The 25,228-nt window shown below is 63.6% G+C and carries 20 protein-coding genes; 19 read left to right on the top strand and 1 reads right to left on the bottom strand.

Annotated elements, in window-relative coordinates; genetic code table 11:
- The first annotated feature begins 219 nt into the window (after positions 1-219).
- Positions 220-3,636 (top strand): mechanosensitive ion channel domain-containing protein, encoded by a 3,417-nt coding sequence (locus GNK13_RS00745; protein WP_164100518.1) that lies wholly within the window; start codon positions 220-222, stop codon positions 3,634-3,636.
- A 100-nt stretch (positions 3,637-3,736) separates the two neighbouring features.
- Positions 3,737-5,041: a polysaccharide biosynthesis/export family protein gene (locus tag GNK13_RS00740; RefSeq protein ID WP_164100517.1), complete on the top strand. Its 1,305-nt coding sequence runs from the start codon at positions 3,737-3,739 to the stop codon at positions 5,039-5,041.
- A gap of 110 nt (positions 5,042-5,151) precedes the next feature.
- On the opposite strand, the gene GNK13_RS00735 is transcribed toward GNK13_RS00740, so the two are convergent.
- Positions 5,152-6,099 (bottom strand): C1 family peptidase, encoded by a 948-nt coding sequence (locus tag GNK13_RS00735; RefSeq protein ID WP_164100516.1) that lies wholly within the window; start codon positions 6,097-6,099, stop codon positions 5,152-5,154.
- A gap of 478 nt (positions 6,100-6,577) precedes the next feature.
- Between GNK13_RS00735 and GNK13_RS00730 the strand changes: the two genes are divergently transcribed.
- The 17 genes from GNK13_RS00730 (at position 6,578) to GNK13_RS00650 (ending at position 25,150) form a co-directional block, all read left to right on the top strand.
- A complete protein-coding gene (locus GNK13_RS00730; protein WP_164100515.1) occupies positions 6,578-8,152 on the top strand; it encodes a GumC family protein in 1,575 nt (524 codons plus the stop codon).
- Between the two features lie 6 nt (positions 8,153-8,158).
- Positions 8,159-8,800, top strand: coding sequence for a sugar transferase (locus tag GNK13_RS00725; RefSeq protein WP_164100514.1), 642 nt, complete (start codon positions 8,159-8,161; stop codon positions 8,798-8,800).
- 20 nt (positions 8,801-8,820) lie between these two features.
- The gene (locus GNK13_RS00720; protein WP_203545328.1) at positions 8,821-9,717 is read left to right on the top strand and encodes a GGDEF domain-containing protein; all 897 of its coding nucleotides are present in this window, start codon (positions 8,821-8,823) and stop codon (positions 9,715-9,717) included.
- Positions 9,710-11,185, top strand: a complete 1,476-nt coding sequence (locus GNK13_RS00715) for a glycosyltransferase family 4 protein (RefSeq protein WP_164100512.1) — start codon at positions 9,710-9,712, stop codon at positions 11,183-11,185. The genes GNK13_RS00720 and GNK13_RS00715 overlap by 8 nt, the downstream gene beginning before the upstream one ends.
- Positions 11,182-12,393, top strand: a complete 1,212-nt coding sequence (locus GNK13_RS00710; protein ID WP_164100511.1) for a glycosyltransferase family 2 protein — start codon at positions 11,182-11,184, stop codon at positions 12,391-12,393. Before GNK13_RS00715 ends, GNK13_RS00710 begins: the two co-directional genes overlap by 4 nt.
- A complete protein-coding gene (locus GNK13_RS00705) occupies positions 12,390-13,997 on the top strand; it encodes an O-antigen ligase family protein (protein ID WP_164100510.1) in 1,608 nt (535 codons plus the stop codon). Before GNK13_RS00710 ends, GNK13_RS00705 begins: the two co-directional genes overlap by 4 nt.
- 23 nt (positions 13,998-14,020) lie before the next feature.
- Complete coding sequence (locus GNK13_RS00700) at positions 14,021-15,571, top strand: oligosaccharide flippase family protein (RefSeq protein ID WP_236010295.1); 1,551 nt, start codon at positions 14,021-14,023, stop codon at positions 15,569-15,571.
- A 295-nt stretch (positions 15,572-15,866) separates the two neighbouring features.
- Positions 15,867-16,910, top strand: coding sequence for a phosphotransferase (locus GNK13_RS00695; RefSeq protein WP_164100508.1), 1,044 nt, complete (start codon positions 15,867-15,869; stop codon positions 16,908-16,910).
- Positions 16,907-17,773, top strand: a complete 867-nt coding sequence (locus GNK13_RS00690) for a sulfotransferase domain-containing protein (protein WP_164100507.1) — start codon at positions 16,907-16,909, stop codon at positions 17,771-17,773. The genes GNK13_RS00695 and GNK13_RS00690 overlap by 4 nt, the downstream gene beginning before the upstream one ends.
- Positions 17,761-18,816 carry an alginate lyase family protein gene (locus GNK13_RS00685; RefSeq protein WP_164100506.1) on the top strand — a complete coding sequence of 352 codons (1,056 nt, stop codon included), beginning with the start codon at positions 17,761-17,763 and terminating at the stop codon, positions 18,814-18,816. The genes GNK13_RS00690 and GNK13_RS00685 overlap by 13 nt, the downstream gene beginning before the upstream one ends.
- Positions 18,797-18,976, top strand: coding sequence for a hypothetical protein (locus GNK13_RS00680; protein ID WP_164100505.1), 180 nt, complete (start codon positions 18,797-18,799; stop codon positions 18,974-18,976). Before GNK13_RS00685 ends, GNK13_RS00680 begins: the two co-directional genes overlap by 20 nt.
- 19 nt (positions 18,977-18,995) lie before the next feature.
- Positions 18,996-20,138 carry a hypothetical protein gene (locus GNK13_RS00675; RefSeq protein ID WP_164100504.1) on the top strand — a complete coding sequence of 381 codons (1,143 nt, stop codon included), beginning with the start codon at positions 18,996-18,998 and terminating at the stop codon, positions 20,136-20,138.
- Positions 20,139-20,153: 15 nt separating this feature from the next.
- The gene (locus GNK13_RS00670; protein WP_164100503.1) at positions 20,154-20,861 is read left to right on the top strand and encodes a hypothetical protein; all 708 of its coding nucleotides are present in this window, start codon (positions 20,154-20,156) and stop codon (positions 20,859-20,861) included.
- Positions 20,858-21,814: an NAD(P)-dependent oxidoreductase gene (locus tag GNK13_RS00665; protein WP_164100502.1), complete on the top strand. Its 957-nt coding sequence runs from the start codon at positions 20,858-20,860 to the stop codon at positions 21,812-21,814. The genes GNK13_RS00670 and GNK13_RS00665 overlap by 4 nt, the downstream gene beginning before the upstream one ends.
- Positions 21,815-21,875: 61 nt before the next feature.
- Positions 21,876-22,775, top strand: a complete 900-nt coding sequence (gene aepX / locus GNK13_RS00660; RefSeq protein ID WP_164100501.1) for a phosphoenolpyruvate mutase — start codon at positions 21,876-21,878, stop codon at positions 22,773-22,775.
- Between the two features lie 12 nt (positions 22,776-22,787).
- Positions 22,788-24,116 carry a carboxylate--amine ligase gene (locus GNK13_RS00655; RefSeq protein ID WP_164100500.1) on the top strand — a complete coding sequence of 443 codons (1,329 nt, stop codon included), beginning with the start codon at positions 22,788-22,790 and terminating at the stop codon, positions 24,114-24,116.
- Positions 24,113-25,150 carry a polysaccharide deacetylase family protein gene (locus GNK13_RS00650; RefSeq protein ID WP_164100499.1) on the top strand — a complete coding sequence of 346 codons (1,038 nt, stop codon included), beginning with the start codon at positions 24,113-24,115 and terminating at the stop codon, positions 25,148-25,150. The genes GNK13_RS00655 and GNK13_RS00650 overlap by 4 nt, the downstream gene beginning before the upstream one ends.
- Positions 25,151-25,228 lie beyond the last annotated feature (78 nt).

Below are 25,228 nucleotides of genomic sequence, written 5' to 3'. Positions count from 1 at the left end.
TCCCGCGGAGGGGGCGGGGTTCAATCGGAACGGCCCATCGCCACGGGAGCCCTAGACCTCGTCCTCCTGCGCGGCACGCATTTTTGAACCCGCCCTTCCCACGAGAGGGGGCTAAAAACTGCACGACCTCCGGGGGGAGGTGTGGTGTTGGGCTTTCGGTCGAGCTGCATTTTGCGGACAATCGGTCCTACATGTTACCGCAATGCAGGGAGGCATCGGGTGATCGTGGTTGGGTTCGAGCGGCGACGGATCGTCGGATTTCTGTTTTTCTTCAGCATTCTGCTGCACGGCGGACTGTCCCGCCCGGCCGGCGGCGAGCCAGTCGAGGCACCGGGAGCGGCTGCGGCCCCGGGTAACGCGAGTGGGGGCAGCGCGAGTGGGGGCAACTCGGGCGCCGCCCCGGCAATCGCGCTGCCGACGATCGAGGAGAGTCAGCAGCGGCTGGCCGACGTCGCCGCATCGACCGAGCTCTCCGCCGAGCTCAAGGCGCAGCTGACCGAGGAGCTCGAGAAGCTGATCGAGACCCTCAAGCTGCTCGACGACGCGCGGGCCCGCCGCACCGGCTACGAGGAGCAAGCTGCGTCGGCTCCGGATGAGATCAAGAAGTTCAAAGCCGAGCTGGACCGCACTCCGCCGCCGGCCCCGCAGGTGTCGATCGGCACGCCGCTGGAGACGGTTCGGGAGCTGAAGGCCGAGCAGGAGGCGCTGCTCGCAGCGGTCAAAAAGAGCCGTTCCGAGACGCAGATCGAGATCACCGATCGCAAGACTCGGCGGGCCCAGTCGCCGCAGATGGTCGCCGACCTCCGCACGGAACTGCAGGGACTGGAGAGCCAGGCCTCGACCGAGAGCGACGACAAGACCGATCCGCGGTTGATCATCGCGCGGCGGATCAAGCGAACGGCGCGGGTCGAATTGATCCGCGAATGGCTGGCATTGCACCAACAGGATCAACGCACCGCCGAGGCGGTCGAGGAGCTGTTGCCGCTGCGGTTGCAAGTCTACGACCGCGAGATCGCTCGGCTCGAGAAGATCATTGCGACGCTGACGCAAGCGGTCAGCAGTCGGCGCGAGAGCAAAGTCGAGGAGGCGCTCCAGGCGCACCGGAAGCTGCTGCTCGACAACGGCGTCGATCCCGATTCCTCGACCGTGCTGAAGCTCGGCCCCAAGTGGACCGAGCTGGTGAAGAACCACGGCGAGGTGCAGCGGGAGAAAATCGCCGCCGAAGCTCAGGCGGAGAAACTCGCGACGGATCTCAAGGCCACCCGCGACGAGATCCTACGCGATCTGGCTCGCAATGGCAGCTTGCGGAGTGGATTGGGGCTCAAGCTGCAGCGGCAGCGAACGCAGTTGCCCATCCGCGGCCAACTGCAGGCGGAGATCGCCGAAATCGACGTGCAGATTGAAGAGATGGGATCGCTGAAGGCCCAGCTCGAAATGATGATCGAGGAGATGGAGGGACGCGACGCTGGGATGCGGTCGCTCCGTCCGGCCGTCGCCAACGCGGTCGCCTCCCGCGAGCTGGCACAGCTGCAGGAGATCCATCGCGACGTGGACAAGTACACGATGGATTTGATCGATCTGGAAACGCATCTGGAGACGGTCCTCACCACCACCGCCGAGTTCCGCAACGAGATCGACAGCAACGTGCTGTGGATTCGCAACGCCCAGCCGTACGCGCTCTCGGACCCCGCCCTCGCCTGGACGTCGTTTCAGGAGCTGATGCATCCGGCCAATCTCCGCTCGCTGTGGGACACGGCGGTCTATGAAGCGCTGCGGCGACCCGACATCGTCCTGCTGTGGCTGATCTTGAGCGGGTTGTTGATCGGCTTTGGGTCCCGGCTTCGCCGGCAGGTTGCGGCGATCGGAGAGGTCGCCGCCAAACGCAATCAGACTTCGATGCGGCCGACGATGGCGGTGATCTGGCGGTGCGGGCTGTTGTCGCTGCCGCTGGTCGTGCTGCTGGGGATCCCCGGTTGGCGGCTGACGACCGACTCCAATACCCCGGGCTATGCGCAGGCGGTCGGCAACGCGTTGATGCTGATCGCAGCGGCCGTGCTGCCGCTGGAGCTCGCCCGTCAGCTGGTCCGGCGGAACGGTTTGGCGGTGTTGCATTTTGGGCTGAGCGAAGAGCACGCCCACGTCGTCCGCCGCTCGCTGCGGTTCGCGATCGATATCGGATTGCCGCTGATGCTGCTCTGGGGGATCGCCTTCAATTACGGCAAGACGAGCATCAGTTCTTCGCTGGCGCGGCCGCTGTTTTTCAGCGGGATGGGGCTGATGGCCTTTGCCGTATGGCGGATCATGCATCCTCGCACCGGGTTGATGGCCGGGGTGATCGAGAAGCGGTATGGAGGCTGGCTCGACCGCTTGCGGTACGTCTGGCATCCGGCGCTCACGGCGATCCCGCTGGTCCTCGGTGGGCTCAGCCTGGCCGGCTACAGCTACTCAGCGCGGCAATTGGCCGAACAACTCTACTGGACGCTCTGGCTGGTCCTCGGGCTGGTCGTGATCGGGGGATTGATGCGCCGCTGGGTGACGATCAGCCGCCGGCGGTTGATCCTGGCCCAGGCGCGGCAGCGAGCCAGCGAGGCGGAGCGCCGCGACGGAGCTCCGATCGAAGTCGCTCCGGAGAACACGCAGTTGGACATCACCGAGATCAACGCTCAGACGTTGCGGTTGATCCACGCGGTGTTGACGGTGATGACCGTCGTCGGGCTGTGGTACATGTGGGCCGACGTGCTGCCGGCGGTGAAATTTCTCGACGGAACGGTGCTCTGGGACAGCGGGGCGCTGGACGACGATGGCAAGCCGATTCCGGTGACGCTGGCCAACGTGCTGATGACGCTGCCGGTCCTGCTGCTGACGTTCGTCTCGGTGCGGAACCTGCCCGGTTTGATGGAGACGGTGCTGCTGCAACGGTTGCCGCTCGAGAGCGGAGCGCGGTACGCGATCGCGACCCTCAGCAGCTACGTGATGCTGATGGTCGGAACGATCATCAGCGCCAACACGCTCGGCTTGCGGTGGGAGAGCATCCAGTGGCTGGTCGCCGCCCTCGGCGTCGGTCTCGGCTTCGGTTTGCAGGAGATTTTCGCGAACTTCGTCAGCGGCGTGATTCTGCTGTTCGAACAACCGATCCGCGTTGGCGATGTGGTCACGATCGACGGCACAACCGGAGCGGTGCAGCGGATTCGGATGCGGGCGACGACGGTGATCAACTGGGATCGCCAGGAGCTGATCATCCCCAACAAGGACCTGATCACCGGTCGGCTGATCAACTGGACGCTGACCGACTCGACCAACCGCGTGGTGATCAACGTCGGCGTGGCCTTTGGCAGCGATACGCGGATGGCCTGCACGCTGCTCGAGCAGATCTGCCGCGACCACCCCAACGTCTCGGACGATCCGGAGCCGGTGGTTGCCTTCGACCAATTTGGAGAGTCGTCGCTGAAGCTCGTGGCCCGCTGTTACCTGAAGACGATCGACGTGCGGGTGCGGACGATCCATGAGCTGAATACCGAGATCCACGAGCGGTTCAAGGAAGTCGGGCTGGAAATTCCCTTCCCGCAGCGCGATTTGAATATTCGCATGGTTCCGGCGGCCATGGAGTCGCTGCTCCACGAGTCGAAGGCCGCCTGAGCGGTCCCATTCCACTTAGGAGGGCGGAAGCAGAAGCGCCGGTCGTGATGGATGCATCGCGGCCGGCCAGAAGAGTGGTCGCCGCGCGGCGGAGCGGTCGATGCAGTGCCAGGACGCTGGTCTCGGAGTCGAGGCCAGTCCGCTGGCCACGCAAGGAAGCGTCAGCCAGTATTCCTTGCAGGGAAGCACCGGCATGCAATCTCCGAAGTACACGGTTCGCCAGCGGTCGATCAGGAATCTGTGGTTGGGGAAGGGACTCCAGCCGTGGAGAACTCAGCTGTTCCTCCTGCCGCTGCTCTGCGGAGTGGCGCTTTCGGGAGGCTGTTGGGCTCCGCTTCATTCACCGGGGATTCCCGCCAGCACACTGCCCGACTCGTTCCGGGTGCCCGTGCGAACGGCCGGGATGCCGCTGAACTTTGCCAACCTGACGGCCCAGCCCCCGGCGGACTATCTGCTCGGACCGGGAGACGTGCTCCGCGTGACCATCCCGGATCTGTTTCCGCAGAGCGAGACCCAACCGCTCGAGGTCCAGGTGATGGCCAGCGGCGAAGTGCATCTCCCGTTGGTCGGAGCGGTCAGGGTCGGTAACGGGAACCTGATGCAAGCCCAGCGGGTGATCACCGAGGCCTACGCCGATGGCTACTTGAAGGAGCCGCGGATCAACGTCGCCCTCGCTCAGAAGACGACCATCGACGTGCTGGTGCTCGGCGAGGTCGCTTCGCCCGGCGTGCATCCGCTGCCCAAATATCAAAACGATGTCGGCCATGCGCTGGCCGCCGCCGGCGGGTTGGGCGAAGATGCGGACGCGGTGATCGAAATCCATCGCCGCACCCCCGATTCCGAATTCGCCCCACCGCTCGAACGCGAGGGGCTCGATATCTATGAATGCAATCCCAAAGATCCCAAAAAGATCTTGCGGATTCCGCTTCGCGGCCTGATGCCCGGGGCGATCGACCAGTCGGATGTGGTGCTCAACCCCGGAGACGTGGTCCTCGTGCCGAGCCGCAAGCACGAAGTCTTTTTCGTGGTGGGGCGACTGAGCACGACGAATCTCGTCCGCTTCACCCTCGGCGATCGCGAGCGGGAACTCGGAGCCGGATTGATTCTGCCCCGCGACCGGGACATCGACGTGGTCACGGCCGTCACCATGGCCGGCTACATCGATCCGATCGAGTCGCCGACGACCGTCACCGTCCACCGGACCATGCCCGATGGACGACCGATGCTGATCCTCGTCGACCTGATCGCTGCCCGCTACGATCCGCGCGAGACGGTGCTGGTCGAACCCGGCGACATCATCTACCTCAATCCCGACTCAGCCTGGTATTTCCGCAGACTCTTCGATCGCTTGGTCGACGATCTGCTGATCATCCCCTACGCCCGCTGGGCAGGCCCGCGGAATTAGCCCCGCGGTGAAACCCTTAGCCGACGGCGCTAGCCGCGGGTTCCGCAACCCTGAGCCGACGGCGCTAGCCGCGGGTTCCGTGACGCCGCCCGACGGCCCGAGGCTAGCGCCTACGGCTCAGGAAGGGGCCCGAGCGGGGACTGGTACTCTCCGGAGGCGAGCCACTCCGGAGTGAAGATGGTCCAGAAGTCCATCGCCAGCTTCTCTTGCAGGTAGCTGTACGGCAGCCATCCATACCCTTCCTCGCCCCACTCGCGTCCCCAGCTTCCCCGCACGAGCAGACAGCCGCGATCGGAGCGGAGGCGGCGGTGGTCGTCGTAGCCGACCGCCAGCAAGGCTTGCCCGCCCTGCAGGTCGTCGAACACGGTCGGAAACGCAATCTCCCCTTCCTCCCCCGCGGAGCGGCTGAGCGGAATCCCGAAGACGCATAGGAAACCGGCCGCCAAGCAGGAGCGGAGGGAGGCGAGGGTCTCGCTGCCCGGCTGCCCGCAGCGGTCGAGCCGGACGTAGTGGAGCTGGGGAAAGCGGCAGGCCGCGGAGTACGAAAAAGCATCCGGGGCGGAGCGGCTGTGGCGGAGCGACGGCGGCTCTTGCACCTCCGCGCGGCAGAACGCATCGACGACGACCCCGATCCGCCGAATCGATTTCCAGACCGTGCGGATCGCGAGCGGTGGCCCGCCTTCGGCGCGGGCCGTTCGCCACGCGTTGTAATGCACGAACCGCCGCGAGAAAACGGGCCGCTTCCCCTGCAACCGATAGAGCGTTTGCTCGAGCAGTTCCAAGCAGCAGTGGATGCTTCCGCGGTCTCCCCCCCTGCGGGCCCCCTTCCCGCGGTCTCCTGCCCCGCGGTCATCGCGCTCGCCCTGCTCCCCGTCGGCCTGCTCCCCGTCGCCCTGCTGCGGGCAGGATGAACAGAAGCTTCTCCAGTCGACGCGGGAAGGGTTCAGGGCCAGCGGCGGGAGGATGCGCAGCTGCGCCGCGACCCGCTCGTGGGCCCAGGTGTAGTCCCGCCGATCCGGGAGATCGGGATGCCAGCCGGACGCGCGGATCGTGAGCATCGGACAATCTCCGGAGAAAAGCAGGCCGGGCGCTGCCGCTGGGCGCTAGCCCGGATCTTTCCTCAGCCGCCGGGCGCTAGCCCCCGGTTCCCGAAAACACAGTCGGAACCGGACGCTCGCAGCGTGGCGGCTGATGGAACCCACCTGCGGCCGAGCGCCGTCGGCTCAGGGTTTTCCATCTTTTGAGCCGTAGGTGCTAGCCTCGGGCCTCGCAGCTCCGGGATTTTCGCTACAGCACCCGCGGCTAGCGCCGTCGGCTCAGGATTTTTTGATAGCCCCAGTCCTACCAAGCGGCGGTGCTCCGCCCTAGCGGCAGCCTGGTGGCAGGTTGGCGGCAGCTTGGTGAGTGGGGCTGCGGCTTCACCAATCCTTCACTCGGCCTTCACCTGATCTTCACTAAAGCGTTGGTTGTGAATCGAGCGGCCGGTGCAAAGATGCTCGGAGTGGACTTCCTCCGCGTCTTCCTGCGAGCGATGCCATGCTTCCCGATCCGCCCCCCGCCGCGGTCCCCGAGGCTCCGAACGCAGCCTCCCCGAAGGAACTGGAGCCCCGGGAGTCGGGGCTCAGCGAGGTTGGGCTCAGCGAGTCTGGGCTGGGGATTCGCGAGCTGGCGACCATCGCTTGGCGGCGGAAAGGATGGATCGCAGCCAGCCTAGCGGTCTCGCTGTCGCTCGGGGCCGCCTACTTTGTTCGCGCCGAACGGCTCTATCAGGTCAGCGCCCGGTTGCTCGTGGAGACGCAAGGGTTGCCGATGGCCGCGGCTCCCGAGCAGCGGGAGAAGGAGTTTCTGGCGACGCAAGCCGAGATCATCGGAAGCTCGGCGGTCGTCGCTCCGGCAGCCGAAGCGGTTCGGTGGCCGACGCCGCTCGCCCCGGACGCCTCGCCCACCCGCGCCCTGCTGGCCGCCCTCGACGTCCATCCGGTGATGGGCACCCATGTGATCAGCGTCGCGTACCGCAGCCACGACATCCCGCATGCCTTGGCAGCGGTCGAGGGAGTGATCGGCAGCTATCGGCGATACCTGCAGCAGTCCGAGCAGGACAGCTCGCTCGAGACGCTCCGGTTGCTCGCCGCGAGCGAGAAGGAGTTGCGGGGCGAGCTCCAAAATCTCGAGTCCAGCTACCGCGAGCTCCGCAAGGCGAGTCCGGTGACGGGCAACGGCAAAAACGGTGCAGACGTCCAACTGATGCTGGTCCAGCAGCTCGGCCAGAAACTCACCGACATGCGAAACCACCGCGTCGAGCTCGAAAACCAGCTCGAGGCGACGCAGAGCTGGGAGCTCGCCCGCCGCGAGTCGCTCGCCCGCCGCGAGACGCCGGCGGAACTGGCCCCCCACGCGCTGGCGCCCGACGCGCTGGCCCCCCACGCACTGGCCCCCCACGCGCTGGCCAGCTACGCGCTGCCGGTCCCGCCGCCGCGGAGCACGGCGAGCGAACGGTTGATCACGGCCACGATGCTCACGCAGATGACTCAGATCGACAGCACCGAGCTGCACGCCCTGCAAGCGCAGCTCTCGGAGGCCGAGCTGCGGGAACAGGAGCTCGCCGAGCGGTTCGGTCACAAGCACGCCGAGCTGCGGGCGGTTCGCGAACAGGTCCGCGCGCTCAACGCGGCCTTGCACGATTCGCTCGAGGCGGCACCAGAAATTCTCCAGCGGCAGCTGACCGCGGTCCAAGCCAGCGAACAACGGCTCTCGGAGCTGTACGCCGTCGAGCAGTCCAAGGCCAAGGAGATCGACGCCTACTTGCTGCAAGAGCAACAGGCTCGCGACCAAATCGCCCGGGTCCATCTGCTCCACGACTCGCTGCTGACCCAGCTGCGGCAAACCGAGTTGGCGAGCCAAGCGGTCTCCGAAGGTCGTTCGGGAGTCAAAGTCACGGTCCTCGAAGCTCCCACGGCTCCCTCCTCTCCGCTCTGGCCCTCCCCCTTGATCCTCGGTCTCGTCTGCACGGCCGTCGGGCTGGCTCTCGCCGGCGGGCTGATCCTGTTTGCCGAATACCGCCGGCCGACCTTCCCCGGAGCCCTGGCACCGGCACACCCGACCCACCCCTGAACCGCCATGCAATTGACTCTCAATCCCGTCCAGGTCCGCCCGGTCCGCACCGGCTATTTGCTCACCAAGCGAGCCTTGGATCTCGGCATCTGTTTGCTGATTCTCCCGTTGGCCTTACCGCTGATGGCGGTGTGCGCGGCGCTGGTCTGGCTGGACGATCCCGGACGAGTGATTTTTCCCCAGTGGCGGACCGGCCAAGGGGGAAGGCGATTCCGGATGTATAAGTTCCGGACGATGTTAACCAACGCGGAAGAATTGAAGAGCCAGTACATCCATCTGAATGAATTGACTTGGCCGGATTTCAAGATCGGCGACGACCCACGTGTCACGCGGGTCGGAAGAGTTCTGCGGAAAACGAGTTTGGATGAGCTGCCGCAGTTATTCAATGTGCTCAAAGGAGACATGTCACTGGTGGGGCCCCGTCCCACGTCCTTCGATGCCAGTACCTACCAGTTATGGCACACCGAACGGTTGGAGGTGACGCCGGGAATCACCGGCCTGTGGCAGGTCAGTGGCCGCAGCGACATCGACTTTGATGAGCGGCTGAAGCTGGACATTCAGTACATCGAACAACAAAGCATCGCGATGGATCTGTGGATCCTCGTACAGACCTTGGTGGTCGTGTTCAAATGCCGAGGGGCATGCTGACGATGATGAGAAAACTGCGAATGTGGTTCGCGCTGTTTTTCTGCTGGTTGTTCGTGTTGTATAACATCGAACGCTTGCACGCGCCGATCAATATCGCTTCCTTCGTGTATGTGTTGGCGGCACTGCTGGCGGCTGCCGTGGTAGTGTTTCCGCCGCTGCAGAGGCTGCCGGCAGTCGGGGTGGTCGCCGCGGTCACGCCCCTGGTCGTGGGCCTGAAGTTTCAGCTCGGCTACCCGATCACCGGCGTCGCCCTCCCGATCACGGTGACCGAACTCGCCGCCACGGCGCTGACCGTCGTATTGGCTCAGCAGTTTGGCCGAAGCCTCGATGAGCTTCGCTTGGCGGCGATCGCCACCCTCCTGACGCATCTGCATGACAACACGCGTCCTTTCGAACAGGGCCAGGCAGAGATCTATCGCGAGATCCGCCGCGCCCGCGTGCATGGGCGTCCGCTGGCGCTGCTGGCGATTTCGGCCGATGCCGATTCGCTCGACAGGAGTCTCGATCAGCTCACCGCATCGATGCAGCGCGATTGTATTCGCAATTACGCCCACGCGAAGATCGCCGAGCTGCTCACGAGGGAACTGAACAGTTGTGAGATCATCACCCATCAGGGCAAGCATTTTCTCACCGTTGTTCCCGAGGCGGGACGCGAATCGGCTCGTGCGCTCGCCGATCGCCTCAAGGCGGCAGCCCGCGAGCGATTGGGGCTGGATCTCGCGATCGGCACCTCGCTGTTTCCGGAAGAGGAGATCACGTTCGTCAAGCTGATGGAACGCGCCGAGTCGCAAATGCGGGCGAGTTCGGGAGACAGCGAGCTCTCGTCGCCGAACCAGGACGCGCTCCAAGATTGGCAGGACAGCGAAACGGTCCGGCGGCCTTATAAAGATCCTTGCCAGGTCGCCTCCGATGTCTGATGCGAGCTCTGCCCTTTCTCATTCGCCAGCGAATCGGGTCCGCTCTCAGGAGAGCCGCGATCGGCAGAGGCCTCGTCCGCGGGACCTGCGGATCGCCTATCTGACTTCGAGGTTTCCCAAGCTGACGGAAACATTCGTGCTCTTCGAGATGCAGGCTGTGGAGTCCCTTGGGGTACAGTTGGAGCTGTATCCACTCCGCCGCGAGCGGACTCGGGTGATGCATGAGGAGGCGCGACGGTATCTCGAGCGGGCGCATTTTGCAAATTTGCTTCATCCCCGCGTTGCGGCGACGAATCTCACGACCTTGCTGCGACGGCCGAGGGCTTATCTCCAAGCGCTCGGGGAGGGGCTTCGCGCGAACTGGGGGAGTCGTCGGTATCTTCTGGGTTTTCTGGCATCGTTTCCCAAAGCGGTCGCCTTCGCCCGGGATCTCGAGCGGCGAGGAGTCCAGCACGTCCACTCCCACTTCGCAAGCCATCCCGCTGCCGCCGCTTGGGTGATCCATCGCTTGACGGGCATCCCCTATAGCTTTACCGCTCACGGATCGGATCTGCACCGCGACCAACACATGTTGCGGGAAAAAGTCGCCGAGGCGGCCTTGGTCGTGGCCATTTCGGAATACAACCGCTGCCTGATCTTGGAGCGGTGTGGTGCCGAATCTGAAAGTAAGGTGCGGGTGATCCACTGCGGTACCGACACCCAAATCTTTCATCCCCATTCGTCGCCCGCTTCCGAGGGCCAGGAGCCTGCAGGCGAGCGGCAGGCGAAATCTGCCGCCCCACCGCCGACGTTGCAGCTCGCCTGCATCGGGACGTTGCACGAAGTCAAAGGACAGGTGCATCTGATCCGCGCGTGCGGCATCCTGCGGGCACAGGGGCTTCGGTTTCGACTGCATCTGATCGGAGACGGTCCGGATGAAGCGATGCTCCGCGCCGAGGCGCTCGAGTGCGAGGTGCACCCGGTCGTCTTGTTCCATGGCCGGTGTACCCGCCAGAGGCTGGTGGAACTCCTGCGGCGGACCGACATCGTCGTGGCCCCCAGCGTGCCGACTCCGGATGGGCGCCGCGAGGGAATCCCGGTGGCCTTGATGGAAGCGATGAGCGCGGGAATCGCGGTCGTCGCCAGCTCGCTTTCCGGAATTCCTGAACTGGTTCAGCACCGGGTCACCGGTCTGTTGGTTCCCCCCGGCGAAGTTGCGGCGATCGCTGCGGCAATCGCTGAACTCGCCTCCGACACCGATAAGCGGCATCGTCTGGCCGCCGCCGCCCGCCGCTTCGTGGAAGCCGAGTTTGATCAGCACCGCTGCGCCGCCCAGTTGATCGCTGCGATTCGCAATCTGCAGGAACTCGAGTCGCAGGGGCCCGAGGAGTCGCAGGGGCCCGAGGAGTCGCAGGGACTCGAGGAGTTGCAGGGACTCGAGGAGTCGCAGGGGTCGAGGGTATCGGCGGCGTGGAGGATCCCGCGATGACAGCCGAATGGACATTTTGGATCGCGGCCGCAGCGATCGCCTACACCTACGCCGGTTTTCCGTTGCTGGTCTTGCTGCGGGGGTGGCTCCTGCCGCGTCCCATCGCTGCCAAAGACCCGCTCGCTTGCGGAAATGCAGACCCTGCGGATTCGATCCCCAGCGTCAGCTTGATCATCGCCGCTCACAACGAAGCGGAGAGCCTCGGGGCGAAGCTCGAGAACGTGCTTGGGCTCGACTATCCGCGCGAGCGGTTGGAGGTGTGGATCGCCTCGGACGGTTCCACCGACCGCACCGAAGCGATCGCCGAGAGCTATGCTGGGCGCGGCGTCCAACTGCTGGCACTGCCTCGCCTCGGAAAGGCGCGGACGCTCAACGCGGCCGTGGCGGTCGCCCGCGGCGAGGTGCTGGTGTTCTCCGATGCCAACAGCATGCTGGAAGCCCGCGCGCTGCGGCAGCTGGTGGCTCCCTTTGCCGATCCCGGGGTCGGCGGAGTGGCCGGGGACCAGCGGTACCTGCCGTCGCGCGGGGACGCCGACGGATGTGGGGAGCGGAGCTACTGGAGTCTGGACCGCTGGTTGAAGCGGGCTGAGAGTCGCGGCGGGCATGCGGTCTCGGCGACCGGGGCGATCTACGCGATTCGGCGGAAGCTGTTCGAGGAGATTCCGGAGGGAGTCACCGATGATTTCGTCACTTCGACGGGCGTCATCGAGCAGGGCTATCGGCTGGTATTCGCCGAGGAGGCCGTGGCTTGGGAGCCCGTGGCCGAGTCGCAGCAGTCGGAGTTCGCTCGCAAAGTTCGCGTCATCACCCGCGGTCTCCGCAGTCTGCTGCGGAGGCGTTCGCTGCTGAACCCCTGGCGGTACGGTTTCTACTCGCTGCAGTTGTTCTCGCACAAGCTGCTGCGACGGGTGATGTTCGTCCCGCTGCTGGGACTTTGGTGCGGCAGCCTGCTGCTCTGGGAGCAAGGACCGTGGTATCAGGCTGCGGCGGTCCTTCAGACGCTGTTCTACCTCTTGGCCGTAGCCGGCGCCGTGGCCGCCGTCGGCCGGCGGCGGGCCGGGAAACTGCTGACCGTCCCCGCCTACTTCTGCATGGTCAACCTCGCCTGCCTGATCGCCTGGTGGCGGCTCGCCCGCGGCCAATCGGTCGTGCTTTGGGAACCGCAGCGACCCGCATCCGTCGCCACGAGCCGGTCGGAGGCTCCATGAGCACCCCGCCCCCACCCTGCAAGACCGGGCGCGGCGGTGCTGCCGGACTAGCTGGCGCTAGCCCGTTAGCCCCACCCGCCAGCCAGATCCCGTGGCTGTTGGCCGGGCCTGCCGGCGGTTGGCTGGCGCTCGGTTCGGTGGCGATGGTGGCGGTGGCGGCGATCGCCCTGGACCAGCCGCTGCTGGCGCTGCTGGCGGGAGCGGCCGTGCCGGCCGTCCTGCTGACGGTGGTTTGGTCCGAGGGGCTGATCCCTCAGGTGATCTTCATTCTCTACAGCAACGCCGCCGTGGTGGCCGTGCGGTTCCATGGCGTTCCCGGTCCCGCCGCGGCGCTGCTCCCGGCGGTGCTCGCGATCCCGCTGCTCCGCTACATCTTGCTCGACGGCCGGCCGCTCATCCTCACCAGCACGCTCCCTTGGGTTCTGCTGTTCATGCTGGTCCAGACGTTGGGGGTGCTGGTCGCGCGGTATCCCGAGGAGGCCTGGAAGAACGTGCAGACGATGGTGCTCGAGGGGCTGGCGCTGTACGTGGTCATCACGAACGTGATCCGCAGCCGAACGACGCTCCGCTGGGCCATCGGGGCGCTGCTCCTGGCGGGCGGCTTCATGGGAGGCTTGTCGGTATACCAGCAGGCCACGCGGACGTTCGACAATCACTACGGAGGTTTTGCTCAGGTTCCTGGGCTGGGGTTTGCGGTCGCCGAAGACGGGGTCGAGCACCGCCAAGCTCGGCTGTGTGGGCCGGTGGGCGAGCAGAACCGGTACGCCCAAATCATGCTGATGCTGGTGCCGCTCGGTTACTTTTATTGTCTCAGTGAGACTTCGAGAAAGCGGCAGGCCTGGGCCGCGGTGGCGACGTTGCTGAGCGCCGCTGGCTGCGTCTTGGCATTTTCTCGCGGCACGGCGGTGGCCTTTGCCCTGATGCTGGTGCTGATGACGATGATGGGCCAGTTGCGGATCCGTCATCTCCTCGTGCTGGTGCTCGCCACACTGCTGTTGCTTGTGGCCTCGCCCCAATACCTCATCCGCCTGGCATCGATCCAATCCTTGGTCGACGTGGCCGTCTCGGGGCACACCGCCGAGGGTGAGTTGGACGGTGCGACCCGGGGGCGGCTGACAGTCATGTTTGCCGCGGCAAGAGTCGCCGCCGATTACCCGTTGACCGGGGTCGGGCCGGGGATGTTCAACCATTACTCGCGAGCCTACGGCAATGATGGTGGGCTGCGAGCCCTGGAGGGAACGCGCGAAGCCCATTGCCTCTACCTCCAGCTCGCTGCCGAACATGGTTTGCCAGGCTTAGTATGTTTTCTCGCCATGCTCGGCGCCGCCTTTCGCGGCTTGGTGCAGACCCGCCGGATCTGGCAAGTCCACGATCCGCAGCTGGCAAACTGGGCCACCGGCTTTCTGTTGGCGCTGGCCAGCTACGTGGCGACCTCGCTCTTTCTGCATTTTTCTTATGCCCGCTACTTTTGGCTGATCCTCGCGATCAGCGATGCGACAAGCTACCTGGGCCGCCAGTTCGCGCTCCGCCACCCGCTCGCCCCGCCAAGAGCTCCCCGAGCCTCGCTGGCCAGCTCCTGTGTTCCCAACCCCCACGCCGTCTGACGCCCCGCAAGGATCCGCTCGGAATGCCCCGCTCGACTGAATCCACTCCCGCGCCCCTGAAGAGCACACGGAAACACGTGCGGGGATCGAGCTTACTCCTGTTGGGACGTGGACTGTCAGTCGTGATCAACTTCGTGGTCCAAGTATTGATCGTGCGAATGCTGACGGTTGGGGATTTTGGGGCTTTTGCCTATGCGCTGGCCACCGTCGCATTGCTTTCGACGTTGATCGAGCTGGGGTTGGGGAAGGGGCTCAGCCGGTATTTACCCATCTATCAGGAGCAAAAAGATTATCGACTGCTGTTTGGTGGCATCCTCCTCGGATTTGGTTCCATCGCGCTCTTCGGAGCCGCGGTCGTCGTAAGTCTTTTTGCCCTGCAGGGATTCATCCGAGCGGAGCTTGTCAGCAGTCCGCTCTCGCTCGCGGTGCTGCTGATCTTGGTGGTGCTTGCTCCCTTGCAGGCGCTCGAGAGCGTCATCGAAAAGATGCTGGCGGTTTTTGCAGGAGCGCGAGCGGTCTTCTTTCGTCGGCATCTCCTCGGCCCCCTACTGAAGTTGGCTGCGGTCTGCGCCGTGATGCTGTTCAGCAACAACGTGCAGGTGCTGGCATTTGCCTATTTAGGTGCAGGAATCGTGGGGTTGATGATCTCCCTGGTGGTGTTGCTTCAAGTGCTGCGGAGCCGGGGATTGGCGGAACATTTTGCCTGGGGCCAGTGCCAATTGCCCATTCGCGATGTGTATGGGTTCAGCCTCCCGCTGCTGAGTTCGGACTTGGTCTTTATGTCGCGGGCAGCGGTGGTTGTTTTTCTGCTGGAGTTTTTCGTAGGCAGCGCAGCGGTCGCAGCGTTTCGGGCTGTTTTTCCCGTGGCTCGCTTGAACATGATTGTTTTTGATAGTTTCAAAACATTGTATGTTCCGACGGCGGCGCGCCTGTTCGCCCGAGATGATCACCGCAGCATTAGCGACCTCTACTGGCAGAACGCCACTTGGTTGGCGGTGCTGACGTTTCCCCTGTTTATCGCCACGTTTTCTTTGGCCTATCCGACCACGACTCTGCTGTTTGGCGATCGATACGCGGGGAGCGCGAGCATCCTGGCGATCCTCTCCCTGGGTTGCTACGCGCATGTCGTTTTTGGTTTCAATACCTTGACGCTGCGGGTTTACAACCGCGTCCGATCGATCGTGATCATCGACGTGGCGGCTGCCACCTTAGCGATCGCTGCCAATTGCATCTTGATTCCGCGCTATGGTGCTGTGGGTGGAGCATGGGCCACGTGTGGGACGCTGTTGCTCCAGAATCTCCTGCACCAGGTGGTGCTGGTCCGCGGTGGCCATGTGGCCGCCATGGATGCTCGGTTTGCACAATCGGCCGCGACCCTTGTCAGCGGCGCCTTATTGCTGTTGCTAGCTCAGTCCCTGCTGCGTCCGTCGATGCCCGTCGCGATCGGGCTAGGGATCAGCACCGTTGCCATTGTCAGCTGGCTGAATCTGCGGCACCTGGATGTGGAGTCAACCTTCCCAGAGCTGCAGCGATTTCTGCGAGTCCCGTATCGCCTCCGACTGCGACAGAGTTGAGCTTCCCATGGACTCTTCCCTCGATTTGACCGATTACCTGCGGCACCATGCGCGAGCGTACTTCGCGGGCCCCCAAAGTCCTGGCCCCCAAAGTCCTGTTTCCCAAAGTCTTGGCGCGCAAAGTCCTGGCGCGCAAAGTCCTGGCGCGCAAAGTCCTGGCGCGCAAAGTCCTGGCGCGCAAAGTCCTGGCGCGCAAAGTCCTGGCGCGCAGGGTCCTGGTACGACCGGCGCGGCGGTTCGCGTCGAACTGCGGCGGACGAGCCGGCGGATCAATTCAACGCTGCTCGAATTTGCCGTGGGAGTTGGGGAAGCCGAGCACCGGATTCTGGTCAAACAACCCTCGGCGCAGAAACCCTCGACGCAGAAGCGCTCGGCTGCGGAACCGGTGGCGGACGATCGGCCCCGTCTGTTTCCCAAGGCCCAGCCGGAATGGAAGAGCCGCTTCGAGTTTCGAGCGATGTCGGCGATCGAGCAGCACGTTGCTGGGCTCGATGATCCTCGGTTCGGAGCGGTGCGAGTGCTCGAATTGTTACCCGATCAGCAATCGTTGGTGCTGGAGAAGGTCAGTGAGAAGAGCTTAGGCCGCTGGCTATTCTGGGCATCGCTCCGCCCGTCGCGCCACGCTCCGGGAGGACCGCTCGATCAAGCCCTCCGCAATGCCGGTGCTTGGCTCCGCCGCTATCACGAGCTTCCCGCTCTCGAGCACACACAGCCACGAGGCGGATCTCGCGAGGAGTTCCTCGATCCGCTGGCCCGGCTCTGCGAGTTTCTCGCGCGAGCGACTCGAGACGGTTCGCTTGCCCGGCTGGGATTGGAATTGACGGCGAGGGCGACCGCCATCTTGCCGCCACGGTTCCCACTGGGTTTAGGGCACGGGGATTATGCGCCGCGGAACGTGCTCGCCGGCCCTACCGGCCGGATTCGCGTGATCGATACGCTGGCCCGATGGCGAGCGCCCATCTATGAAGATCTCAGCCAGTTCCTGACGGCACTCAAGGCTTCAGCCCCTCAAGTGCTGAGCCATGGGTTGCTATGCCGACCCCAATTGGCGGCCCATTTCGAGCGGCAGTTTCTTTCCGGTTACTTCGAAGGCGATCGCATCCCGCTCGATCGGATTCGGCTGTTCGAGTGCCTGACGCTGATGGAACGCTGGGCCGCGATGACCTACCGCTTCCACGAAGCTCGTGGCTGGAAACGCCTTGCGAAAGGGGGGCGAGCGGTATGGTCCAAAAGATTTTTGCATGACCGGATTACCCATCTGCTGGCGGAAACGCGGACCGCTTCGTCAGCTCCCTCTCTGTCGGCTGCCTACCTGCCAGCACGTGAGGCCGTGCAATGATCATGTGTCCTAACTTCCTCTACATCGGCACCAGCAAAGCGGGGTCGACTTGGATCTTCAAGCTGCTCCAGGACCATCCCGAAATCTACACGGCGCCGGGAAAGGGAACGTACTACTTTTGTGCTCACTACGATCGCGGCTGGGACTGGTACCAGTCCCAGTTTGCACCCTCGCGCCAGCACCTCGCTGTCGGTGAAATCTCGCACACCTATATGGCATCGAGCCCGGCATGTCGGCGGATCGCACAAGACCTGCCGGAGGTAAAGCTGATCGCCTGCGTCCGCGATCCAGTCGAGCGAGCCTTCTCCGATTATCTCGATGGGGTCAAGAACGGACGCTTCGCGGGCAGCTTCGAAGACGAGCTCGAGCGGGTTCCCGAGTTGATCGACATTGGACGCTATGGCACGCAGCTGCAGCGGTACCTGAACCATTTCCCCCGCGAGCAGATCCACGTCGCCCTGTTCGATGATTTGGCAACTCAGCCGGTAGAGTTTTCTCAGAAGATCTACGCGTTCTTGGAGGTCCAGCCGCGTCCAATCGCTGCTGGACTGCAGAACAACAAACTGATGCCGGCGGGGGTGCCGCGTTCCAAACGAATGGCGCAGATGGCCAAGCGGGTTTCGAAGCTCGCCAAGCGTGCCGGAGTGAAAAAGATTGTCGGTCGTGTGAAGACTTCGGCATGGATCCGCAATCTGCTGTACCGGCAGTACACCCCGGAGACGAAGCCCAAGATGCGGCCCGAAACCCGTCAGCGGCTTCGTGAGCTTTTTGCGCCCGAGGTTGCCCGGCTGGATCATCTGCTCGGCACGCAGTGCGCCCGCACGTGGAATTATGAGAAGGACTCAATCTCATGCCGTGTTTAGGCTGGAATGTTCGATGGTTCACCGCCTTGCTCGCCTGGTGCGGATTGCTTGCCAGTGCGGCCGTCGCTGCCTCCGCGCCGCCGCAGACGATCGGTATCTGGACCAGCCCCGAAGAACTCCGGGCGAAGCCGATACAGGGGCCGGCCTGGGAGGCGGTTTTCGAAGCAGCGAATCAGGACACGTCTCGGCCCGATGTGTCGGACAAGGACGATCGCACGAATACGCGCGTCCTGGCGGCGGCGATCGTCTTTGCGCGGACTGGCGACACGCGGTTCCGCGCTAAAGTCGTCGAGTCGCTCGAAGCGCTAATCGCCCGGGGCCGTCCAGCGGGGAGAACGCTCGCGTGGGCCCGGGAGACGGGTGCGTACGTCATGGCCGCTGATTTGGTGCAGTACCGGACAACTGAATTCGAGGCATGGCTACGGCAGATTGCCGACGTTTGGGAAGGGGGCGATGGGCGAACGCTGCGGACGATGTTCCACCGTCGACCGAACAACTGGGGTTCGCATGCCTTTGGGACGCTGTGTGCCATCGACGTCTATCTGGGTGACCGAGTCCGACTTGCGGCGCTTCGCGATTACTGGGTTCGGGGAATCGTAGGTCCGAATCCCGGCTATCGCTTCGGCGACGATTTGTCCTGGCATCCGGATCCGACGGATCTGAGATTTATCAATCCCGCGGGCGCTCAGATCGGTGAAGTATCGGTGGACGGACTGGTGCCCGATGACATGCGGCGCGGCGACAGCTTCCGTCCCCAGCCGGTCTACACCGGCTACGCCTGGGAAGTGTTGCAAGGCCAAATCATGGCCGCTCGCATCCTGGAGCGGCAGGACATGCCGATCTGGCATATCGGAGATCGAGCCCTCTACCGCGCGGCCTATGCATTGCAAGAAAGGCTCGGTGGGGTATGGGCAGCGAAGGGAGATGATCGATGGATGCTGCCGTTTCTAGATGAGGCATACGAAACGCAGTGGTCCGAAGGCCACGACGTGTGGGGACACGGAAAAAATACAGGTTGGGCTTATGTACTCGACAAGAGGTGATGCCGCCTCGGTCGGCATTGAGGACGGTCCGGGCGAAGCGAGCCGGCCCGATCCGGAGGCAACTCGCGACGTCGCTCAGCAGCGGACCGAGACCGCTGGTGTGGCTTTCGGAAAGGCGGTGCTTCATCACCTCGATGCCGCGACGTCGTCATGCCGATGAGAAAGCAAGGATAAGACGCATGGGCGATTCAATCGATTTTCAGCTGGATGATATTGTCCGGGTGCGATTGCACCGGGCTTCCGCGCGCGATGAGGCGGCGGTGGGTCGGCAGCTGGGGAGACTGCGGGTGCCGGTGGGCGGAGAGGCGGACATCCATATCCGGTTCGGCGAGCAGCTGCCCAGTCGGTCGACACTGCGGTACCTGGGTGATGGCGAGTTTGCTTACGACGAGAGCGCGTTCTACGTCCTCCGCGGCAAACAGAAGTCGCGAGTGCTGGTGCGGATTCCGATGGAGGCAGTCGGCGAGCCGCTGGAGATTGTTTGTGGTTCCGCGGTGCCAGCGGTTCCTTACCTTCTCGATCTGATCAACCTGAGAGCGCTCGCCAAAGGATACCTTCCCCTCCATGCCTCGGCGGTTCGCGCTCGAGGTCGTGACCTCTTGATTACGGGCTGGGCGAAGGGTGGCAAAACCGAATCGCTGCTGGGATACGCGGAGCAAGGGGCATTGTATATCGGCGATGAGTGGATCTATCTCACCGCCGATGGAAGCGAGATGGTGGGGATTCCGGAGCCGATCCGCCTCTGGGATTGGCACCTGTCCTCGCTGCCTCAGATCTGGGGCCGCCTCCGCAGTCGCGAACGATTGCGGCTCGTTGGGCTGCGTTGGGCCGAGTCGGTCGCGGGAGCGGTGGCTCGGCGGTCGAGCCTGCTGCGACGCGTCAGCGATTTGATCCACCGCCAGCGGTATGTGCAGGTATCTCCGGAGCGACTGTTCGGCGAGGCGCGTTGCGCCCGGGGAGCCGCCGAGCATCTGTTCTTTGTGGTGAGCCATGGGGCGCCCGACTACACGGTGCGACCGATCGCCGCCGAGCGTGTGGCTGCGCAGATGCGGTTTTCGATGCTCGAGGAGTTCTCAGGCGTCCTGGCCTGCTACCGCAGCTACCGGTTCGCGTTCCCGGACCGCATCAGCCCGCTGCTCGAACGGTTGCCGGAAATCGTGGGCGTGCGTTTGAACCAAGCGCTATCTCACCTTCCCGCCTCGCTGGTCCTGCATCCCTACCCGGTTTGCCCTCGAACGCTGCGCAGAGTCATGGATGAAGGAGTGGTGGGAGTGGAGAGAGTCGTCGCCAGCAAGCCGCTCGCCGCCGCCGGCTCGTTGTAGGAGAGGGAGATAAACATGGGATTCACCGTAGCAATGGTGGGGCCGGATGGAGCGGGAAAAACCACCGTCTGCCGCGAGCTGGTGGTCGCCCTGCAGACTCCAGCCCAGTACGTCTATATGGGGATCAATCTCGAGTGTAGCAATGTGCTGCTGCCGACGACACGTCTGTGGCTGGAGATGAAGCGGTGGCGGGGTAAGCGGCCAGATATGAGCCGAGGGGTGCGACGCAAAGATCCTCAAACGAAAAATAGAATCAAAGGTTTGATCCGCAACGGCAAATCAGATTTGCGGCTTTTGAACTTGATGGGTGAGGAGATTTTCCGCCAATCGGTTTGTTGGTACTGGCGGATGCGGGGCCGGTTGGTGTTATGTGATCGAGATTTTTTCTGCGACTACTACGCCTACGATGTGGCGCCGCCGGAGGATGACCGGGGGGTTGTCCAGCGAATGCATGGTTGGCTTCTAAAAACGCTTTACCGCCGACCCGATCTGCTGATCGTGCTCGAGGCATCACCCGAGCAGATGCTCGGTCGCAAAGGTGAGGGAACCGTGGACGAGCTGGAGCGGCGCTGCCTCGAGTACCGCCAATTGAAATCGCAGTTCAAGCATTTTTTCGTGATCGATGCGGCTCTCCCGCTGGAAATGGTCGTTCAGCAAGCGCGGAGCATCATCGAAGGCTACCAGGTTGGCAGACCGTCCTTGGCTGGAGGATCCGGAACATGAGATTGTTGATCGCGAGCAGTGTCGATGGAGAGGCGCTCGAGAAGCTCCAGCGGGATCACGAGATCGTCGACGCGCGGGGGTGCGCTCCGGAGCGGTTGGCGGAAATGGGTACTGGCTGCGATGCGATTATCTTCCGCAGCGGTGTGCAAATCACCGCTGATGTGATGCGGCGATCGAACCGCTTGCGATTGCTCATTCGAGCGGGCTCCGGGTGTGACAACGTCGACCTGGATTATGTCCACCGACAAGCAATCGAGTTTGTGCGGATTCCGGAGCCGGGCGCGCGGGCGGTTGCCGAACTCGCCTTTGCGTTGATGCTTTCCTTGGCTCGGCAGATCCCCCAGGCCGACGCGCTGCTCCGGAAGGGACGTTGGGCGAAGAGCGAGCTGGAAGGGTTTCTGCTCCGCGATAAGGTGCTCGGTATCATCGGCTGTGGAAACATCGGAGCTTGTGTCGGAGAGATGGGCGCGGCCTGGGGGATGGAAGTGCAGGGATGTGTCGACGAGCCCTCCCCGGCAGTTGCAAATCGCCTTGCCCAGCGAGGCATCCGCCTGGCCAATTTTGACAAGGTTCTGGAAGAGGCGGATTTCCTCAGCATCCATGTTCCGCTACTCGAATCGACACGGAACCTGCTGGATTCCGCTGCCTTGCGACGGATGAAGCGAGGGGCCTTTTTGGTGAACCTGGCACGCGGGGGCGTGGTGGATGAACGAGCGCTGCTCGAGGTGCTCCAGAGCGGCCACCTCCGAGGTGCCGGGTTGGATGTGCACGAGCGGGAGGGAGAGGGAGCGATCTCGGGTTTGGCGAGCCTGCCACAGGTTTTGCTGACACCCCACATCGGAGCTTCGACTCGCGACACCCAAAAAGAGATTGGCCGCCGGATCGTACAGATCATTCGAGCTCGATCGGAGGAGCCCCGCCTCGATGATGCGGTCGCCGCGCCAGCCAAATGACGCAGGATGCTTCGGAAGAATTGCGTGATGGTTTTGTTTCGTAGGTAGGGGATCAGGTGCCATGAAGAAGTCGACGCAGCTCCAGCGATTGCTCCGCTCGGGGAACACCGAGTTTCTGATGGAATCCCATAACGGCCTCAGTGCCCGGATCGCCGAGGAGGCGGGGTTCGCTGGCGTCTGGGCGAGCGGGCTGTCGATGTCCGCGGCACTCGGCGTTCGCGATAGCAACGAGGCCAGCTGGACTCAGGTACTCGAGGTGGTCGAATTTATGAGCGACGCGATCAAGATACCAATCCTACTCGACGCCGACACCGGCTACGGCAACTTCAATAATGTCCGCCGACTTGTGCACAAGCTGGAGCAACGCGGTGTCGCCGGGATGTGCATCGAGGACAAACTGTTTCCGAAAACCAACTCCTTTATCAATGGTGAACAGCAACCTCTGGCGGAAGTGGACGAGTTCGTCGGCAAGATCAAGGCGGCGAAGGACTCGCAAGAGGATGGAGATTTTGTCGTCGTCGCCCGCACCGAGGCATTGATCGCTGGGTGGGGAATGGAGGAAACGCTGCGGCGGGCCGAGGCCTATCATGCCGCGGGGGCTGATGCACTCTTGATCCATAGCAAAATTTCGACCGCCGATGAAGTGTTGGAATTCATGCATCGCTGGCGGGATACCTGCCCCGTGGTGATTGTGCCCACGATGTATTACGCCACGCCGACTTCGGTGTTTGAAGAAGTAGGAATCAGTGTGGTGATTTGGGCGAATCATATGATGCGGTCTTGCATTACGGCAATGCAACGCTCGGCGGCGCAAATCTATCGCGAGCGCTCGTTGGTGAATGTGGAACAGCAGATCGCTGCGGTCCAGGAGGTGTTTCGACTCCAGAATGCCGGCGAACTTTCGATGGCCGAGAAGATCTATCTCCCTCAGTCGGCCAGCCTGAGCCCGACGCAGATGTAGATTGGAGCAGCTATGCACACGTCGCATCGAGAGTCTGCGGAAGCGGTCCCCGCGGTGGTCGTCGGGCTCGATTGCATCACGGGTTTGCAGACGACGCGGGTTCTCGCACATCGCGGGGTGCCGGTCATCGGAGTCGCAGAAGTCGCTCGCCATTTTGCGTGTCGCACGCGGCTCTGTGAGCGAAAGCTTTTCGCCTCCACCCATAGCGAACGGCTGGTCGATGCGCTTGAACAAATTGGTCATGAGTTGGAAGCTGCCGGAAGAGGGCGAGCGGTGCTCGTTCCCTGTACCGACAGCAGCGTGCTGTGGATCTCCCGGTCGCGCGAGCGGCTGCAGAAACACTTTCGCATCGCCCTTCCCTCTGCGAGCGTCGTGGAAATGATGCTCGACAAAAAGGCCTTTTGCGAGTTCGCGATGGCTCATGATCTGCCGATTCCACGAACCCTTTTTCTCGCCTCTCGCAAAGACGCAGAGCAGGCTGCCTCCGAGATGGGCTTTCCCTGCATCCTCAAACCTCCGCGGAAAACGCCGCGCTGGGAAGAGGCGACGAAAGTCAAAGCTTTTCGGGTTGCATGCCGCTCGGAGCTGCTCGAACTGTACGATCGATGTTCCGCTTGGGCCGAGATCTTGATGGTCCAAGAATGGATTGAAGGGAGTGATGCCGATCTCTATTCGTGCAATTGTTACTTCGACCGGCAGGGGCAACCGCAAGCGGTCTTTACGGCTCGCAAGCTCCGGCAATGGCCCCCTCGCACCGGCACGAGCTGTCTGGGGGAGGCGTGTCGAAACGATGAGCTTCGGGAGGTAGCGACGCGGCTCTTTCGCGCCGTCGACTACCGCGGGCTCGGCTACCTGGAGATGAAGCGAGATCCCCGCAGTGGTCAGCAGTGGATCATTGAGCCGAACATCGGTCGCCCGACCGGTCGATCGGCGATCGCGGAAGCAGGGGGCGTGGAATTGTTGTACACGATGTACTGCGATCTGGTGGGGCTTCCGTTGCCGGCGGCCCGAGAGCAGACGGATGGAAATGCCAAGTGGATCTACTGGCGGCAGGACCTGCGCTCGGCTTTTTATTATTGGCGGCAGGGGGAACTTGGGTTGAGCGAATGGTTGCGATCGCTCGCCGGCAGGAAGGCCACCGCCGTCTTCTCTTGGACCGATCCGCTCCCATTTTGTGCCGACTGGTGGAGCCTGGTGGGAAAGAGTCTGCGCCGCAGCCGCTCCGAGAACCGCCCCAAGCTGAGGGGGGAGGTGCCGCCGCGGGGCGCGAGAGGGTTGCCCCCGCAATCCGAGCCGGCGGAGGTCCCGATCATCGCCGCCGGGGCAAGAGGCGAGCGATGAGGCAGGTTGCAAAGCTCGCCTGTGCCAGAATCGCTGGCAGCTCGCTGGCGAGGCATTGCGTGGGAAGATTGGAGCGACGCGAGACGCTCCCGGCGTTCGAGTTGCGAGTGCTCACCTACCATCGGATCGGCAGCCCCGAGCGGGACGACGCGGGCGATCCCAAACTCTTTAGCGCCACTCCCGACGCGTTCGCAGAGCAACTGGACGTGTTGGCGGAGCACTACTGCGTGGTTTCGATCGAGGAAGTGCTCGCGGCGGCTGGCGATCGGCGTCTGCTGCCCCCGCGAGCGGTGTTGATCACCTTCGACGACGCGTACGCCGACTTCCAGGAGCTCGCGTGGCCGATGCTGCAGGAGCGGCAGTTGCCGGTGGTCCTGTTCGTGCCGACCGCCTATCCCGACCGCCAAGAAGCCGGCTTCTGGTGGGATCGCCTGGCGCGGGCGATCCGTGAGGCGGACTTCGGAACCGTGATCGCTGAGCCGTGTGGCCGGATGGTGCTAAGTACACCCCGCCGTCGCCAGCGAGCTTCGCAGCGGCTTCGGGCATTCGTCAAATCGTTGCCCCATGACGAAGCGATGGCCTGCGTGGACCGGATCTGCGAGCAACTTCTTCGAGCCTCAGCAGCCGCCCCAGGCAGTCCACCGAGAAGCCGTCAGGGGGCGAACGAGCCAGCGACGCTGGGCTGGGATGCGCTGCGGCGATTGCACGCCGAAGGAGTCGCCATCGGAGCCCATACGCGGACTCATCCGTTGCTCAATCGCATCGGCCGAGAGCGGCTGGAGGAGGAGGTGTATGGTGCCAAAGCGGACTTGGAACGTGAACTCGGCTCGTGTCTCCCGGTATTCGCCTACCCCGCCGGTGCGGTCGACTCGGAGGCCGTTCGCGTCGTTCGAGCTGCGGGATTTCGGGTCGGGCTGACGACCCGTCCGGGCCTCAATCGACTCGATACCGATGAACCGTTTCGGCTGCGGCGCTATCACGTCGGAATTGCGACGACGGCTTCGCTCCTGCGGACGCGACTGGCTCTGCGGTGAGCAGGCGAGCTGGCCAGCGCTCCGGAATGGCACAAGTCGGTCGCGCCCGCCCAGCAACCTTCGCACTCTGAAACGGAA

Origin of the sequence: Candidatus Laterigemmans baculatus, assembly GCF_010367455.1 — a bacterium.
In the GTDB taxonomy this organism is placed as follows: Bacteria; Planctomycetota; Planctomycetia; order Pirellulales; family Pirellulaceae; genus Laterigemmans; species Laterigemmans baculatus.
The sequence above is the reverse complement of the archived record's forward strand: the minus strand, read 5'-3'. Positions and strand labels throughout refer to the sequence as shown.

Bases quoted from the DNA above. Each gene is read 5' to 3' on its own strand.
- GNK13_RS00740 (WP_164100517.1), top strand. From the start codon at position 3,737: ATGCAGTGCCAGGACGCTGGTCTCGGAGTCGAGGCCAGTCCGCTGGCC.
- GNK13_RS00735 (WP_164100516.1), bottom strand. From the start codon at position 6,099: ATGCTCACGATCCGCGCGTCCGGCTGGCATCCCGATCTCCCGGATCGG.
- GNK13_RS00730 (WP_164100515.1), top strand. From the start codon at position 6,578: ATGCTTCCCGATCCGCCCCCCGCCGCGGTCCCCGAGGCTCCGAACGCA.
- GNK13_RS00725 (WP_164100514.1), top strand. From the start codon at position 8,159: ATGCAATTGACTCTCAATCCCGTCCAGGTCCGCCCGGTCCGCACCGGC.
- GNK13_RS00720 (WP_203545328.1), top strand. From the start codon at position 8,821: ATGTGGTTCGCGCTGTTTTTCTGCTGGTTGTTCGTGTTGTATAACATC.
- GNK13_RS00715 (WP_164100512.1), top strand. From the start codon at position 9,710: ATGTCTGATGCGAGCTCTGCCCTTTCTCATTCGCCAGCGAATCGGGTC.
- GNK13_RS00710 (WP_164100511.1), top strand. From the start codon at position 11,182: ATGACAGCCGAATGGACATTTTGGATCGCGGCCGCAGCGATCGCCTAC.
- GNK13_RS00705 (WP_164100510.1), top strand. From the start codon at position 12,390: ATGAGCACCCCGCCCCCACCCTGCAAGACCGGGCGCGGCGGTGCTGCC.
- GNK13_RS00700 (WP_236010295.1), top strand. From the start codon at position 14,021: ATGCCCCGCTCGACTGAATCCACTCCCGCGCCCCTGAAGAGCACACGG.
- GNK13_RS00690 (WP_164100507.1), top strand. From the start codon at position 16,907: ATGATCATGTGTCCTAACTTCCTCTACATCGGCACCAGCAAAGCGGGG.
- GNK13_RS00685 (WP_164100506.1), top strand. From the start codon at position 17,761: ATGCCGTGTTTAGGCTGGAATGTTCGATGGTTCACCGCCTTGCTCGCC.
- GNK13_RS00680 (WP_164100505.1), top strand. From the start codon at position 18,797: ATGTACTCGACAAGAGGTGATGCCGCCTCGGTCGGCATTGAGGACGGT.
- GNK13_RS00675 (WP_164100504.1), top strand. From the start codon at position 18,996: ATGGGCGATTCAATCGATTTTCAGCTGGATGATATTGTCCGGGTGCGA.
- GNK13_RS00670 (WP_164100503.1), top strand. From the start codon at position 20,154: ATGGGATTCACCGTAGCAATGGTGGGGCCGGATGGAGCGGGAAAAACC.
- GNK13_RS00665 (WP_164100502.1), top strand. From the start codon at position 20,858: ATGAGATTGTTGATCGCGAGCAGTGTCGATGGAGAGGCGCTCGAGAAG.
- aepX (WP_164100501.1), top strand. From the start codon at position 21,876: ATGAAGAAGTCGACGCAGCTCCAGCGATTGCTCCGCTCGGGGAACACC.
- GNK13_RS00655 (WP_164100500.1), top strand. From the start codon at position 22,788: ATGCACACGTCGCATCGAGAGTCTGCGGAAGCGGTCCCCGCGGTGGTC.
- GNK13_RS00650 (WP_164100499.1), top strand. From the start codon at position 24,113: ATGAGGCAGGTTGCAAAGCTCGCCTGTGCCAGAATCGCTGGCAGCTCG.